Source organism: Streptomyces sp. NPDC107559 (assembly GCF_055657365.1).
Window position 1 is genome coordinate 62,444 of the sequence record NZ_JBVKBD010000017.1, and the last position, 14,726, is coordinate 77,169.

The window sequence follows — 14,726 nt, forward strand, 5'->3', positions numbered from 1 at the left end:
GCTGCAGCCCATGTGTCTCTTGGACCGGCTGCTGACGTGCCTTATTGGTTTGCCGCCGGCCGGCCCGGTCGGATAGGAAGCTCACATGCTTCGAGGCAACAAGATCGGGCTGCGGGCCCGGCACGAGGACGACATCCCAGTCCTGCGGACCGAGCTCTATGACGACGTGGTCAACTCCTCGCGGGCCGAGGCCGGGCCGTGGCGGCCGATCTCGCCCAGCTCGAAAGATCCGCGGCTCGGGGTGGACGACCCGGATGAGGGAAGCGTTCGGTTCTCCGTGGTGGAACTGGAGGAGGGCACGCTGGTCGGCACGGCGACGCTGTGGGGCATCGACAACCACAACCGATGCGCGCACATCGGGTTGGGGCTGCTGCCGTCCTGCCGCGGCAAGGGCTACGGCACCGACGTGGTCGCGACGCTGTGTCACTACGGTTTCGTGGTGCGCGGCCTGCACCGGCTGCAGATCGAGACGCTGTCGGACAACGCCGCGATGCTGCGCTCCGCCGAGCGCAACGGCTTCGTCCGCGAGGGCGTGCTGCGCTCCTCGGCCTGGGTGATGGGCGAGTACCTGGACGAGGTGCTGCTCGGGCTCCTCGCCCGGGACTGGAAGGCGGACTCGAAGGTCTAGGTGAACGCGTCTTCGAGGGCAAGGCGCCGTACCGTGCGCAGCGTTGATCTGAGGCTGTGCAGGTCGACCGAGCCCAGGGCGAGGCGAATCGCCTGCGGTGTGCGAGCCGAGGTGGTGAAGGGTTCCGCCGTGGTGACCGAGATGCGGTGACGCGCGAGGGTTGCGGTCAGGCGGTCGGCGCGTGCGTCGTCGGGCAGCGGCACCCAGGTGAAGTAGGACGAGGGATGGCCGACCAGCGGCAGCCCTGCCAGTTCTTGTACGGCGAGGGCCTGGCGGGCCTTGGCGTCCTCTCGCTTCTGAGCCTCCAACTGGTCCACCGTGCCGTCATCGAGCCAGCGGCAGGCGATTGCCGTGGTCAGGGCCGGGGTGTTCCAGGTGGTCGCCCGGATCGCGCGTTCGAGCAGCGGCACCGCGGCCGGCGGGGCGAGGACGAAGCCGACCCGCAGGCCCGTGGCGACGCTCTTGGACAGTCCTGAGACGTAGACGGTGATGTCCGGTGCGGCCGTCACCAGCGGCGGTGGGGGGTTCTCGACCAGGAAGGCGTACGAGGCGTCTTCGATGACGAGCACGCCGTGCCGTCGGGCGATCCTGATCAGGCGGACGCGGTCGGCCTCCGGCATGACCCAGCCCAAGGGGTTGTGCAGGGTCGGCATGGTGTACACCGCGCGCACCGGTCGGGTGGCGCACAGCTTCTCCAGGGCGTCGAGGTCCGGCCCGTCGGCGGTGGTGGGGACGGGCTTCAGGTCGAGGTGCATGGTGTGCGCGAGCACCTTGAAACCCGGATAGGTGAGCGCGTCGACCGCGATGACGTCGCCGGCGTTGAGCATGGCCATGGTCGTGACGGCCAGGCCGTGCTGCGCACCGTTGACGACAAGGATCCGGTCCGCGTCAGCGGTGATCCCCCGGCGCTCCAGGTGTCGTCCGATCGAGGCCCTGTCCTGGAGCCGGCCCGGGTGAGGCTGATAGCGCAGCAGCGAATCGAGGTCACCGGAGACGGCCACCTCCCGCAGGGCCTGGCGCAGCAGGCCGCTCTGGCCGGGCACCGACGGATAGTTGAAGCTGAGGTCGACCGCGTCCGTGGCCACGACCTGCTGGTCGATGCCCTGGTTGGGAGGAACCGCGAGATCGCGCACGAATGTGCCCCGACCCTGTTCGCGACTGACCAGGCCCATGGCCTCCAGTTCGGCGTACACCCGCGTCGCGGTGACCACCGCGACGCCCTCGCGGGCGGCCAGCGCGCGGTGGGTCGGCAACCTGGCGCCCGCCGCGAGTCGCCCGTTCCGGATGTCGGAGGCGAGTGCGTCGACCAGAGCTTTGTAGCGTGGAGCCGCCATGGGCCGAATTGTATCCATGACAATTCTTTGACTGTCCTGTTCGCGGGTCCGTACCGTCGCACGCATTCCGCGCTCACCTGGAAGGACACCGGCCATGCACGTCGCCATCCTCACGTTCGAGGGGTACAACGAGCTCGACTCCCTGATCGCGCTCGGGGTGCTCAACCGCGTCAAGGCCGACGACTGGCGCGTCACCATCGCCACCCCCGGCCCCAAGGTGACGTCCATGAACGGGGTGGTCATCGAGCAGATGTCGACGCTTGAGGAGGCGTGCACCGCTGACGCCGTCATCATCGGCAGCGGCATCGCCACCCGTGAGGTCGTCGAAGATCCGGCCATCATGAGTGTCCTGCGGGGCCTGGACCCCTCGCGCCAGCTCATCGCGGCACAGTGCTCCGGCGCGCTCGTACTGGCCAGGCTCGGGCTGCTCAACGACATCCCCGCCTGCACCGACCTGACCACCAGGCCCTGGGTGATCGCGGCCGGCATCGAGGTGCTCAACCAGCCCTTCTACGCAAAGGACAACGTCGCCACCGCCGGCGGCTGCCTGGCTTCGCAGTACCTCGCCGCCTGGATCATCACCCGGCTGAAAGGCAAGGACGCGGCCGAGGGCGCATTGCACTATGTCGCCCCGGTCGGCGAGAAGGACGAGTACGTCGAGCGTGCCTGGCGCAACATCACCCCCTACCTCCCCGCCCCGGCACCGACCGTCTGAGACCCGAACACCTTTCACAACGACACGGGGCCGGCATCCAACCATCGGGATACTCGACGTCCGGTCGAGTGGGGGTTCCGGGCCGGTGACGTACTGTCGGTTGCCGGCCCCTTCGTTTCTCCAAGTGGGCGACGAAGTCGCCGACGCCGTCGGCCGGGCATGGCGGTTCGACGGGTCCTGGGACTGGACGGCCTTCGACGGAGAATCGTTTGGCGCGGTCCCCGAGTGGCCACTCGTACTGCTCACCCGGGCGGGAACGCCGTGCTGCGTCGAGGACGCGGAGGCGGTGGCCGCGAGCACGGCGAGCGGTTCGCACCGGGAGATGGTCCGAGCGTGGACGTCACTCACCGAGGCCTCACCCGCACCGTGACCCCTCGGGACGCCCGCCGGCCTCTCTGTCAGACGCCGCGAAGCCGGCGCGGGTCAGCCTTCGGAGGGACGCGGGGCGCGCCGGTGCGCCCGTTCCTTCAGCTCCTCCTCGCTGACGAGTCTGAGCATCGGCTGACCCGGCGCGCACACCATGGTCACGACGAACTTGGTGGGTGCGTCCGGCAGGGCGTTGCCGTCCTGGTAGTGGATCACGTCACCGCCTGGCTCCCAGAACGTCCCACCGGCCTCCACCACACGCTCCGGCTCACCCTCGAGCTCGAACCGGACAGCGCCCTCCATCACGTAGCCGAATGCCGGGCCCGAGTGGCGATGCGCAGGGAGACCGGGGTGACCAGGAGGCCAGTCCACGAGGATGGTCATGGCCGAACCGCCTTCGGGAAAGAAGGGCGGAGTGACTTCCTGAAGCAACTTCACTTCGGGCGGCAGGGAGATCTCGTGGGTGCTTTCGTGCTCCGGGTTCTTCGCTGACATGTATCACGCCTCCGTAAGCTCCAGGGCAGGCCACAGCCCGCATCCGTGACAGGGCGTGCGCCTTCTGCCTCGCCCGGACGGTCTCGAGACCACCCTGCCTCCCGTCGGCGGCCGCCACAATCCGGGAGCAGGTGGCATCGAGACCGCATCGGTCCAGGCCCGGACGTCGGCCGACTCACGGGCCTTGACCTGTGCCGAGGCGGCGATGACCAGGGCACTGGGGGCAGCGGGCCACCACCGGCTGGCCAGTGGCAGACAGAGCAGTGGGCAGACCAGGTTCCTGCCGACCTGCGGGGGAGCCTGCGCGGTCGCGTCGCGGGGCGCGGGCTGTCAGCCTTCATGGGCTTCGACGCAGGTCCTGGGCGAGAAGCGGTCTGGGTGGCGTGGCGGTCTCGTACGGCCGCTGCGCCACCCACGCCGACTCTCATCACTCACCCGGTCACGGCCGACGAGTCGCCGGACCGGGGCCGGCCGCCGTCGCGTGCACGGACGTCAGACGCCGGTGACGCCGTTCGAGTAGGACTTCATGTAGTACGTGGCGAAGCCGTTCTGGACCGGATCGCCGGCCTTGTCGATGGCGTGCAGGATGCCACCGCCGCCTGCTCCGTTGAGGCAGACCGTCATGAGGTCGGTGAAGACGACGCCGGGGGTGTCGGGGACCTCGTACGCGCAGTCGGTGTAGATGTCCGCGTTGAGGTTGAAGAAGCAGTAGCTGCCCAGGCCCCAGGCGTGGTGGTCGCGCACGTGGTCGCCGACCTTGTAGGCGGCGTAGCCGAGGGTGGAGCCGTGGCGCCAGGCGGTCTGGGTGGGTACGTCGTAGGGGTGCTCGTTCTGGAAGAAGTAGGTGCGGCCGTGCTCGCCCTGCCAGAGCACCTCGTACTTCTGGTAGTGCTCGACGAACAGCCCGTACGCGGTGACGTGGTCGCCGTTGACCACGATGCCGGTGTCGGCGGGGTTGACCGTCCAGCCCACGGCGTTGTCGAGGCCGTGGTCGGCGCGCCAGAGCCAGAGGTGGTCGAGGATCACGTCGTTGCTGTCGATCTGGACGCTGACGCCGGCACCGCCGGGCAGCGCGCCGCCGATCCGGGCGACGATGTCGAACAGCACGGTCGGGTCGGTGCTGTGCCGACGCCGGCTGCAGCCGTGGCCGACGCGCAGCATGACCGGGGTGTGGTGGGAGGCTGCTTCGAAGAGCAGGCCGGCGAGGGTGACGCCGGGGACGTCGGCGACCTCGATCACGGTGTTGCCGTGGGTGGAGCGCAGGGTGGTCAGGCCGAGGCCGAGGACCACGGTGCCGGGCCGGTTCACGTGCAGCGGGGCTGAGATGTCGTAGATGCCCGGAGTGAACAGGAGGTGCTTGCCGGCCGACAGGGCCCGGTTGATCTGTGCGGCGGAGTCGCCGGGCTCGGCCACATGGAAGTGCGACAGCGGGATGTTGTGTCCCTTGGCCGGGCCCTTCGCCCAGGTCGTGCCGGTGCTGTTGGTGCGCAGCGCGGGTACGAACACCTGGTAGGAGCCGTGGCGGTCCACGGTGAGGAACGGCTTCTCCCGGATCACGGGGGTGCGGTCGACGGCGGTGTGCGGCGGGGTCGGGAAGGACTGTGCCGGGGCGCCCTGGGTGCCGACGAACACCATGTTCCAGTTGGCGCCGTTCCAGCTGCCGAAGGTGTCATTGCGCGAGAGCCACTGCTGCTGGGAGCCCGACTCGACCTGGCCGTCCACCATGCTGTCGGCGAGGAAGCCGCCGCTGGACCACCGGTTGCCGGGCGGGCTCGGCCACAGGGTCATGTCGCCCTTGATGTGCACGCGGCGCATCGGCGCGGCCTGGGCGACCGCCCAGCGCTCCAGTCCGTCCGGCGGCACGATGGTCAGGTTCTCTGCGGCCCGCCAGAAGTTCTGGGTGCCGTTGCCGTCGAACCACTGGGCGTCGACGGTGACATGGCCGTTGATCACCACGTCGGAGGGGCTCGCGCCGAGGCCCAGGACGTGGGTGTAGAAGCCGACGTTGATGTCGACGGTGTAGGTGCCCGGCAGGAAGGCCAGGGCGAAGCGTTCGTCGCCGAACTGGTTGGACTCCTGAACGGCGAACACGGCGTCGACCTTGGCCTGAATCGACGCGTCGCTCATGGACGGATCGAAGACCAGGACGTTCGGGCCGAGCCCGGTGGAGCTGTGGCCGGGCCGGTGCGAGCCGGCGGCCGACGCGAATGCCTGTCCCGAGCTGATACCGCTGATGAGCGGCACCGACGCGGCGGCTGCCCCGCGCAGCACACCACGACGAGAGGGAATCATGGACACGGCTCTCCCTGCATAGGGTGAATGGACGGGACCGTCAACCGGCCCCCGGTCTCTGAGAGCGCTCTCAGCCACGAAGTGAATCACCGTGGCTGGGGATGGTCAATGAGCTTGCGGCAAAAGGGATTTGAGCGCTCATCAGGGATTGTCGGTGCCCGTGTGAGCCCGGTCGGCGGACTTCGCCCGTTCTCGGCGACCGGCATTCGGCCGCCCGCACCGCCCGTCGGACACCGCGGGCCGGCGAGGCGGCAAGAGCCCAGTTACGGCGGGGTCCGTACGGGTTCTTCGCCGCTGTCCGTAGGAGTGCGGGCGCGTGTCGCGTGCGGCTGATGTGTTCCGTGGTGAACGACACCGTCCGCTACTGGGCACTAGACCCGCATGGCTAGAGCCTGTCGATTGTGATCAATGGGCGGATCGAGGGAGGTCCCTGATCCGCATCAGCTGCCCGCCTTTCCGGACGCGGCGCGGACGAGGCCGTCGAGCCATGCCTGGTGGCCGTTGAGCATCGGGTTCGGCCGCTCCTGCGCCAGCGCGGCCGCGGGCTGCCCGATCTGCGTCTCCTGCGTCAGGAGCCGCACCCGTTCACCGGCCAGGTCCTCCACCAGCCAGGCATGCAGCACGTCCAGCCGCTCCTCGGGCCTGCCGTCCTGCTTCGCGGTCCAGGACAGGCGGCCGGGAACGTCCTGAGCGGGCTCCTGGAACTCGACGACGTGGGCGTCCAGGGGCGGGAAGCCGAAGGTGCCGAAACGGAAGACGGTGTCCGCCTCGAGCCCGGGGCCGCCGCCCTGGGGGAAGGAGATGTCGGCGACGTTGTCGTAGTACGACTCCCAGGTCGAGGTGTCGACGAGGTAGTGCCATACCCGGGCGGCGGTCAGGCCCTGGACGATCACCTCGTTGGAGACGAAGTTGTCGCCGGTGCCGGGCAGGTGCTTCTCCGGCCAGGTGATGGCGTTCTGCATGGTCATGAGAGGGCGTCCTTCGGATAGGGGCGGGTTTGCGCACCGCGGTGCCGTGCCACGGGCATCATCACGGCCCGCTGCTTGTGCCGCCTTCCGGCGACCCCTCGAAGCTAAGCCCGTTCACCATCGGCGGACCAATAGGGGAGCCGATTCCTCCCATCGGCATGCCGATGACCAGCGAGGCTACTCTGGTGGCCATGAAGCACGCGACACCCGGCAAGGCGACATCCGGCAAGCCGACGGCCGTCCCCGGCGGGGTGAGGATCGGCCCGCACGCGGACCTGAACCTGCTCCGCACGTTTCTGGCCGTCTACCGTGCCGGATCGTTCACCGCGGCGGCGCCTCTGCTCGGGCTGTCGCAGCCGACCGTCACCGCCCAGATCCGCACACTGGAGCACCAGATCGGGCATGAGCTGTTCACCCGGCTCCCGCGCGGCGCGGAACCCACTGCGGTCGCCCACGAACTCGCCGCCCGGTCCGCGGGCCCGCTCGACGACCTCGCCTCCCTGGAGAGCGGACCCCTGTCCGGCCGAGCAGGCCCCGTGCACCTCGCCGGCCCCTCCGAGCTGCTGTGCACCCGGGTGCTGCCCGCACTCGCCCCGCTCGTCAGTGCGGGAGTACGACTCCGCGTCGACGCGGGTCTCACCGAACCGCTCGTCGATGAGCTGCGGGCGGGCCGGCACGACCTGGTGATCGCCACCCGGCGGCCCAGAGGCCGCGCCCTGCCCTCCGAACCCCTGGCCGACGAGGAGTACGTGCTCGTCGCAGCGCCGCACTGGGCCGCACGGACGGAAGTCCCGGCGCCCGAGGGTCTGTGCAGGGTGCTGGCGGACATCCCACTCGTCACCTACGCGGAGGACTTGCCCATCGTGCGCCGCTACTGGCGCCTGGTCCTCGGCAAGCAGCTCAGCACCGAGGCCGCCGTCACCGTGCCCAACCTGTACGCCGTCGTCTCCGCGGTCGCCGCCGGCTCCGGGTACAGCGTCCTGCCCCGCTCCCTGTGCAAGGACTACTTCGCCGCCGGCACCCTGGCTCTCCTCCACGACCCGGTCGAGCCGCCGCTGAACACCCTCTTCCTCGTCCAGCGGCCCGGCGCCGAGGCCAACCCCGATGTCGTCCGCGTCCGCGACGCCCTCCGGCACGCGGCTCTCACCTGGTAGGAGTGCGGGCAGACGGCCATGGTGCTGTCCGGTCCGGCCCACGGAAAGTCCCTGATGCGGTCAGTCGCCCTCCGCCCCTGCGAGCAGCGCATCGATCGCCGTACGCGCCGCGGCCAGCTCGGCCGGGGTGGGATCGCCCGGTTCGTGCGGCACCGGCGCAGCGGGGGTCACCCTGAGGGTGGTGCCCTCCGGACCAGGTACGGCCCCGGCGCGGGCGAGGAGCTCGGAGTGGTCGGGCGGCGGGGTGCCGAGGCGGTCGCCGAGCCGGCGCAGCGCGGCCGTGAGTGGCGGCCGGAGGAAGGAGGAGTCCACGGGAAGCAGCCTGGCCTGCTGGGTGTGGTCGTCGCCGCGGAAGTCCAGGACCCAGTCCTCCCAGCCCGGCAACGGCCAGTTGTGAACGCCGGCCACGGTCTGCACCGCCCACAGCGAGACGGTACGGGTCTGCGGGTCGAAATGGACACCGCCGTACGGCATGTCGATGAGCGCGGGAGTGGCGGGCGACGCGACGAGCAGGTCGATCAGTGCGGGGCCTGCGGCCAGGTGCTCGATGGGCTCCCAGTAGCTGCCCCACGCGCGAACGCTTCCGTCGGGCAGACGCAGGGAGACGACGGACCAGGGCTCGGTGTCCTCGGTGGCCGCGAACCCGGAAGGCTCGAAGGTCTCGAACCAGCCCGGCACACGGGTCAGGTCCCGGCCGAGGCCCAGGTGGTGGGTCAGATCACCCATGCCGTCGTGCGCGAAGCGCACGTCCCAGCCGGGCCAGGTCCGGGCCAGTACGGCGCGGGCGGCGAAGTGGTCGGCCCAGCTGTCGGCGAAGCCGAACCAGAGCAGGATCCTGCGGTCGTGGTCGACGAGTGCGGCGCCCTCGCACCACACGTCGTCGAGCCATCTGTCGATCTCCTGGTTGGCACGGAAGCAGCGTGTCGCCGCGTCCGGACCGGGCAACAGATCGTCGGCCACCCGGCTTGCGGCCCAGTGCGAGTAGTACCGCTGCCAGGCGCCGTTCTCGACCACCACGTACTGCGCTCGTGCTCCCATGGGCAGCGAGGCTAGCGCCGCTGGACGACGGGAGCCGAACGCATTTCGGGCGACCGACTCGGGGCGGACGCCCGCGACTTGATGAGCGCGCTGCGGGTGGCCTCGTGGCCGACAGAGCATCCTGCCGTGCGAGTACACCAGGCGTTTGTCGAGGACGGTCGAGTTCCGAGTTCCACGATGCAGCGGGACGAACGGCGACCCAGGTACCGGCAATGTGATCTGATGGAGCGTCAAGTGCGTGACCGCGGTTGCTCGGAGCCGTCGCGCACAGCGTACGGCAGCACCGGCAACCGGACCTGCCGGGAGGACGTCTCCGACACTGAGGGCGCGGCTGTCGCGCGGCCGCCTCACGACCGCTGTCCGAGGAGGACTCCGCGATGTGGTCCAGCGTCGTTGCCGTCGTCGGCACGTTGCTCGGGGGCGCGCTCACCGGGCTGTTGCAGATCAAGAGTGCGCGGATCGCCCAGGACGCCGCCCGCGCCGAGCAGAGGGAAGAGGCGCTGCGGAGGGCGTTGGGTGAACTGGTGGCCGCCCTGGGCGACCACCGGCGGGCCCTGTGGCATCGCGAAGTCCTGCGCCTGGACGGCATCGGCGAGGAAGCCGTCGAGGCGGCCCGCACGGCCTCGCGCGCCACGCGCTCGGCCGTGACCGGCCCGCTGGTCGCGGTGTCCGTCCTCGAGCAGGCCCTGGCCGAGCCGGCCCGCCAGGCTGCCCTGGCCGCGTTCGACCTGCGCGACGCCGCCGACCACTCCGACCTGACTTCCCGCCGTGAGGTGGCCATCGCGGCGACTGACGAGCTGGTGGCGGCTGCCGCCCGAGTGATGTCCTGACTTCCAGGACGCCGTGAACAGCGCTGCGGGTCAGTGCAACCCTTCGGGGACACCCGCCGCGATTCCGCAGGCCTGGACGAATGGTCGCCGGCAGCCGGCGCGCTCCTGGTGGGGAGGGAATGGGACGTGAAGTCCGTCATGGCGGTCGGCGTGCTCGGTTGGCGACGCAGTCGGTAGGAAACGCTCAACTTCTCGGCAATAGGGGAACGGCCCCGTGAGTGCCGTACACCGACGGCACGATGGTCCCCGCAACGCGACATTACGGGGAGCGCATGGCCGGTTCGAGCACGGTGCGGGTCGAGGGGGACGTCGGCGGACAGGTCGTCGTCGGCGACCACAACGTGGTGATCCACGCACAGCACGGGTCCGTCGTGGTCCCCCGCACGGACGGCCCGCCCCCGGTGCGCCGGCGTGACCGCCCCGCGGGCCGGGCCCTGCCCCGCCGACCCGCGGCACTGCTCGGCCGCGCGGACGAACTCGACACCGTGGACGAGTGGTTGGGCGACGGCCACCTCGTCCAGGTGTACGGGCCTCCAGGCATCGGCAAGTCCGCCCTGCTGCGTCACTACGCCGCGGACCAGGCCGCGCTGGACCGGGACCTCGTCTATCTGCCGGCCGCCGGACTCCCGGTGGAGGACGTGATCCAGGAACTCTTCCACGCCTGCTTCGAGACCGAGGACTACAAGCCCGAACAGGCCAGGATGCGCCGGCTGATGGGCACGGTCCAGGCGCTGCTGGTCGTCGACGATTTCGCGGGCTCCTCCGAGGACCTTGCCGCACTGGCGGACGCGGCCCCCGGCTGCGACCTGTTGGTGGCCGGTGTCGACCGGTGCCCTTCGGCGGAGGTCCGGACCCTGCGCCTGGGCGGGCTCCGTGAAGATGCCGCACTGGACCTCCTCGCGCGCGAGTTGCGTCGTACGCCCGAGGACGCCGAGCGTGCCGCCGCCCGGGAACTGATCGCCACGGTCAATGGACATCCGCTCACCCTGGTGCAGACGGCGTCCGCGGTCCGTGCGGCCGGGAGTGCCGGGGAGGCGAGCGGGGACGGCGGATTCGCGGCCGACGAGACGGCCCGGGCGGTGGGTCTGGCCGAGCGGCTGGACGACATCGCCGTACGGCTGCTGCGCGTGCTGTCGGCCGTATCGCCCCTGCCCGTGCCATCCGGACTCCTGGACGTGTTCGCCGCCGACGCAGGCTCGTCGGCCGCCGGTGCGGTCGAGACGCTGGAGCAGTTGCACCTGATCGAGCGGGACGGCTCCGGGCACCGCAGCACCGGCGACTTCGCCGCGCTGGTCGCCCGGAACACCGGACGGGCGCAGGACTCGGGGGAGTTGTCCGCCGCGCTGACGGGCTGGCTGCGGACCACGGCCACCCGGCAGGAGGCCGCGGACGCGGCCGCCCTGATCGGCAGGGTGCTGACGGACGCGTCCCGGGGTGAGGACCACACGGCCGTACGCGACCTGGCACGGGCCTCGGCTCCCGTGCTGGCCCGCTCCCTGTGCTGGGGCAGCTGGCGGCTGGTCCTGGAACAGGGCCGGGCGGCCGCCGCGGCGCTCGGATCGGCCGCGGACGAGGCGTACTTCTCCCACGAGGAGGACGTACGCAGAAAGGTCCTGGGGCTGGGGGTGGTGGCCGCGGCGGTGGTGGTCGGCGGTGGCGTCGGAGCAGGCGCGGCGGCCGCGCCGCACGCACTCGGTGCCGCGGGCAAGGGCACGGCCGTGACGGCCAAGTCCGGGCTGGGGGCGCTCGCCACGAGTCCGGCGGCGATCGGCACCGCGCTGGCCGCGCTGATCGCCGGGGGAGTCTTCGTGGCCATGGCCGACACCGGCAGCGGACAGCCGGATGCAGCGGCACCGCCGGCTCCGGTGGCCTCCGTGTACAGCACGTACTTCGCGCCACCGCAGCCGCAGCCGCATTCTTTGCTCCCGCCGCCGTCCGGGCCGCAGTCGAGCCCGCCGTCGCCGACGGTCTCGCCTTCCGTGTCCCTTCCGGGTGTGCGGGCAACCGACGGTTCGGGGGGCTGTGTTCCCGTCGCGATGACAGCGCCCGAATTCGGCCAGGTCAGGACGCACGAGCAGGAGACCCGCCAGGCCGATTTCGACAAGTGGCTGCCCTGCGACGACGAGAAGTCCCTGGCGGTGACCGACGAGGACAACTGGGAGGTCCGGCTGACGGCCTGCCCGCCGTCCCCGGGTTCCCGGTTGTGCCGGTTCGCAGTGATCTTCAAGCCCCGCACGCCGGGCACGCATCACGCCACCGTCACCATCCACGACGACTGGGGCAAGGACGACCTGTGGATGGAGGTGACCGGGGTCGCTGTCGACTCCGGCCCGAGCACCCCCGCCCGACCGAGCGCTCCGCCCGAACCGAGTGAGTCCGTTTCGCCGACACAGCCGACGCCCACACCGCGCCCCGGGCCCACCGAGCCGGTGCCGTCGACCACATGACCAGCCCGGTTGGACTACCCGAAGGAGGCCGCATCATGACCGGAACCCCCGCCGCGGACCGCGAGCACGGCGACGACCGTGACGACCGCTACGACCGTGACGATCGCTACGGCCGCTACGGCCGTGAGGATCGCTACGACCGCTACGACGTGCGCACCCACGCCGTGTCGGGCCAGGTGATCGTCGGTCGGCACAACACCGTCTCGCAGACCACGGTCGGCGGAGCTGTGGCCGATCCCGTCACCGACGCCGAACTGGCCCAGCTTCGCGCCGAGTTCGCACGGCTGCGCGATCTCGTACCGCAGGACGAGCCGGACGCGGCGCGGGCCCGTGAGCTGATCGACGAGCTGGAGGAGTCGGCGACCGCTCCCGAGCCCGACCTGTCCACCATGGAGTACGTGCTGCGCTGGTTCCGCCGCAGGCTGCCGGCCCTCGCCGGAGCGGTGACGGGCCTGGTGCTCCACCCGGTGGTCGGCCGCCTGACCGAAGCGGCGGGGGATGCTCTGGCGGAGGACTTCCGCCACCGCTTCGGCGGCGCGTGAGCCCCGGGCCCGGGCGGAGGCGAGAGGGACGGGGCCGTTTCACGTGAGCCCCGGTCCCGGGCGCAGGCGAGAGGGACAGGGCCGTTTCATCAGTGCGCGGGTGTCGGCGGTACGGCCGCAACGCGCAGGCGTCCGTCGTGCACCTCGGCGATCCGGTCGACGGCGGTGAGGTGGGCGCGGTCGTGGGTGACCAGGACGGTGGCGGTGGCCTGCTGATGGGTGAGGCGGGTGATCAGGTCGATGACGGCGGAACCTCGCTCGTGGTCGAGGGCGCTGGTGGGTTCGTCGACCAGGAGCACCGTGGGGTCGTTCATCAGGGCGCGGGCGATGTTGACGCGCTGGCGCTGGCCGCCGGAGAGCTGGTGCGGCCGTCGTGCGGCCTGGTCGGCCAGGCCGACGGCGTCGAGGAGTTCCATCGCCCGCCTGTGGGCCGTACGGGGTCTGCGGCCGTCGAACCGGGCCATGACCTGGAGTTGTTCTGCGGCGGTGAGGGAGGGCAGCAGGTTGGGCTGCTGGAAGACGATGCCGATCTTGTGGCGGCGCAGTGCGGTGAGTTGACCGCGGGTCAATCCGGTGGTGCTGCGGCCGTCGATGGTGACGCTGCCGGTGTCGGGGGTGGTCAGGGTGGCGGCGACCGCGAGAAGGCTGGACTTGCCGGAGCCGGAGGGTCCCACCACGGCGGTCAGGCTGCCCCGGGGCACATCGAGCGTGACCTGGTCGAGGGCGGTCAGGCGGGTGTCGCCGTCGGGGTAGGTGAGGGTGATGCCGGTCAGGTTCAGGCTCATCGGGCGCTCCCCAGGGCGGTCAGCGGGTCGACGGAGGTGATGCGGCGGATGGACAGCGCGGCGCCGAGCGTGCCGAGGAGGATGATCACGGCGGCCGGGACCAGGACGGTGGCGGGGGTGAGCAGGAACGGCACGGCGCTGCCTGCCACCAGGGCGCCGACGGCGGCCGCGATGCCGGTGCCGATCAGGGTGCCGCCGACGAGCAGGACGACGGCCTGTCCGAGGGCGTCCTTGAGCAGGTCGGCGGTGGAGGAGCCCAGGGCCTTGAGGACGGCGACATCCCCGCTGCGCTGGATGGTCCAGACGGTGAAGAAGGCCCCGATGACGAGGGCGGAGATGGCGAAGAGGAAGCCGCGCATCAGTTGCAGGGAGCCGTTCTCGGAGGTGTAGGAGCCGATCGCGGACAGTGAGGCCTCGGTGGAGACCGTCCTGGTGCCGGCCCGACGGTCGATGGCGGCCACATCGGCCCGGGACGTGGTGTTCAGGGCGATGACGGTGGCGGTCGGCCCCGGCGTGCCGCCGGTCGACGGTGCGGTCTTCTGCCAGGTGCCCAGGCTGGTCCAGACGACCGGGGTGTGGCTGAAGTGGGCGTCGCCGTCGATGGAGGCCACCTTCAGTCGCCGGTCTGCCAGCGTGAGGGAGTCGCCCGCCCGCACGCCGAGGCTTTCGGCCGCCGCGGTGGACAGCACCACCGCGCTGTCGCTGATCTTGCCGCTGTCCGGGGCGAGGCGGGAGCCGGGCTCGACGCCGAAGGCCGAGACACCGGCGCTCCTGTCCCCGGCGGTGGCCTTGGTCGTGGTGATCCCCAGCGGCTCGGCGCTCTCGACGCCGGGCGCCGCGGACCACTGCTGCCACTGGCGCCGGGTGACGGTGGAGTCGGCGTACGACAGGTCCTGCCCGCCGGTGGGCGCCTGGAAGGCGATCCTGTCGGCGGGCAGCCCCGTGATCGCGGAGATGTTCTGCCGGCCCAGTCCGGCGGTCAGTCCGGACAGCAGTCCGACCAACAGGGTGATCAGCACGATGACGGTCCCCATCAGGGCGAAGCGCCCCTTGGCGAACTTCAGGTCTCTCCAGGCGAGAAACACGGCGTTGGCCTGTCCTTTGCGACGGTGGAAGCGGTACGGCTCCACCG

14 protein-coding genes are annotated in these 14,726 nt (G+C 70.9%); 7 read left to right on the forward strand and 7 right to left on the reverse strand.

Going from position 1 to position 14,726, the window contains the following annotated elements:
- Positions 1-85: 85 nt before the first annotated feature.
- Positions 86-628: a GNAT family N-acetyltransferase gene (locus ACZ7OY_RS35000; protein WP_472249574.1), complete on the forward strand. Its 543-nt coding sequence runs from the start codon at positions 86-88 to the stop codon at positions 626-628.
- Here ACZ7OY_RS35000 and ACZ7OY_RS35005 read toward each other — a convergent pair.
- Entirely contained in the window at positions 625-1,962 is a 1,338-nt protein-coding gene (locus tag ACZ7OY_RS35005; protein WP_472249575.1) for an aminotransferase-like domain-containing protein, read from the reverse strand. The two genes, ACZ7OY_RS35000 and ACZ7OY_RS35005, sit on opposite strands and share 4 nt — an antisense overlap.
- A gap of 94 nt (positions 1,963-2,056) precedes the next feature.
- On the opposite strand from ACZ7OY_RS35005, the gene ACZ7OY_RS35010 reads away from it, so the two are divergent.
- Entirely contained in the window at positions 2,057-2,677 is a 621-nt protein-coding gene (locus ACZ7OY_RS35010) for a DJ-1/PfpI family protein (RefSeq protein ID WP_472249576.1), read from the forward strand.
- 124 nt (positions 2,678-2,801) lie between these two features.
- The gene (locus ACZ7OY_RS35015) at positions 2,802-3,047 is read left to right on the forward strand and encodes a hypothetical protein (RefSeq protein ID WP_472249577.1); all 246 of its coding nucleotides are present in this window, start codon (positions 2,802-2,804) and stop codon (positions 3,045-3,047) included.
- Between the two features lie 53 nt (positions 3,048-3,100).
- On the opposite strand, the gene ACZ7OY_RS35020 is transcribed toward ACZ7OY_RS35015, so the two are convergent.
- The 3 genes from ACZ7OY_RS35020 to ACZ7OY_RS35030 all read right to left on the reverse strand — a co-directional run bounded on the left by ACZ7OY_RS35020 (position 3,101) and on the right by ACZ7OY_RS35030 (position 6,798).
- A complete protein-coding gene (locus ACZ7OY_RS35020; RefSeq protein WP_472249578.1) occupies positions 3,101-3,538 on the reverse strand; it encodes a cupin domain-containing protein in 438 nt (145 codons plus the stop codon).
- A 492-nt stretch (positions 3,539-4,030) separates the two neighbouring features.
- Positions 4,031-5,830 (reverse strand): adenylyl cyclase, encoded by a 1,800-nt coding sequence (locus ACZ7OY_RS35025; protein WP_472249579.1) that lies wholly within the window; start codon positions 5,828-5,830, stop codon positions 4,031-4,033.
- Between the two features lie 440 nt (positions 5,831-6,270).
- On the reverse strand, positions 6,271-6,798 hold the full coding sequence (locus tag ACZ7OY_RS35030; RefSeq protein WP_472249580.1) for an SRPBCC family protein: 528 nt from the start codon (positions 6,796-6,798) through the stop codon (positions 6,271-6,273).
- Positions 6,799-6,989: 191 nt separating this feature from the next.
- Here ACZ7OY_RS35030 and ACZ7OY_RS35035 point away from each other — a divergent pair, with 191 nt between their 5' ends.
- Entirely contained in the window at positions 6,990-7,952 is a 963-nt protein-coding gene (locus ACZ7OY_RS35035) for a LysR family transcriptional regulator (protein WP_472249581.1), read from the forward strand.
- A gap of 60 nt (positions 7,953-8,012) precedes the next feature.
- Here the strand turns inward: ACZ7OY_RS35035 and ACZ7OY_RS35040 are convergent, their stop codons facing one another.
- On the reverse strand, positions 8,013-8,990 hold the full coding sequence (locus ACZ7OY_RS35040) for a hypothetical protein (protein ID WP_472249582.1): 978 nt from the start codon (positions 8,988-8,990) through the stop codon (positions 8,013-8,015).
- A 377-nt stretch (positions 8,991-9,367) separates the two neighbouring features.
- Between ACZ7OY_RS35040 and ACZ7OY_RS35045 the strand changes: the two genes are divergently transcribed.
- The 3 genes from ACZ7OY_RS35045 to ACZ7OY_RS35055 all read left to right on the forward strand — a co-directional run bounded on the left by ACZ7OY_RS35045 (position 9,368) and on the right by ACZ7OY_RS35055 (position 12,809).
- A complete protein-coding gene (locus ACZ7OY_RS35045) occupies positions 9,368-9,820 on the forward strand; it encodes a protein kilB (RefSeq protein ID WP_472249583.1) in 453 nt (150 codons plus the stop codon).
- Between the two features lie 272 nt (positions 9,821-10,092).
- Positions 10,093-12,267 (forward strand): P-loop NTPase family protein, encoded by a 2,175-nt coding sequence (locus tag ACZ7OY_RS35050; protein WP_472249584.1) that lies wholly within the window; start codon positions 10,093-10,095, stop codon positions 12,265-12,267.
- Positions 12,268-12,302: 35 nt separating this feature from the next.
- Positions 12,303-12,809, forward strand: coding sequence for a hypothetical protein (locus ACZ7OY_RS35055; protein WP_472249585.1), 507 nt, complete (start codon positions 12,303-12,305; stop codon positions 12,807-12,809).
- 89 nt (positions 12,810-12,898) lie between these two features.
- Here ACZ7OY_RS35055 and ACZ7OY_RS35060 read toward each other — a convergent pair whose 3' ends face one another.
- Together ACZ7OY_RS35060 and ACZ7OY_RS35065 are read right to left on the reverse strand one after the other, a co-directional pair.
- The gene (locus ACZ7OY_RS35060) at positions 12,899-13,594 is read right to left on the reverse strand and encodes an ABC transporter ATP-binding protein (RefSeq protein WP_472249586.1); all 696 of its coding nucleotides are present in this window, start codon (positions 13,592-13,594) and stop codon (positions 12,899-12,901) included.
- Positions 13,591-14,679: an ABC transporter permease gene (locus ACZ7OY_RS35065; protein WP_472249658.1), complete on the reverse strand. Its 1,089-nt coding sequence runs from the start codon at positions 14,677-14,679 to the stop codon at positions 13,591-13,593. The genes ACZ7OY_RS35060 and ACZ7OY_RS35065 overlap by 4 nt, the downstream gene beginning before the upstream one ends.
- Between the last annotated feature and the right edge of the window lie 47 nt (positions 14,680-14,726).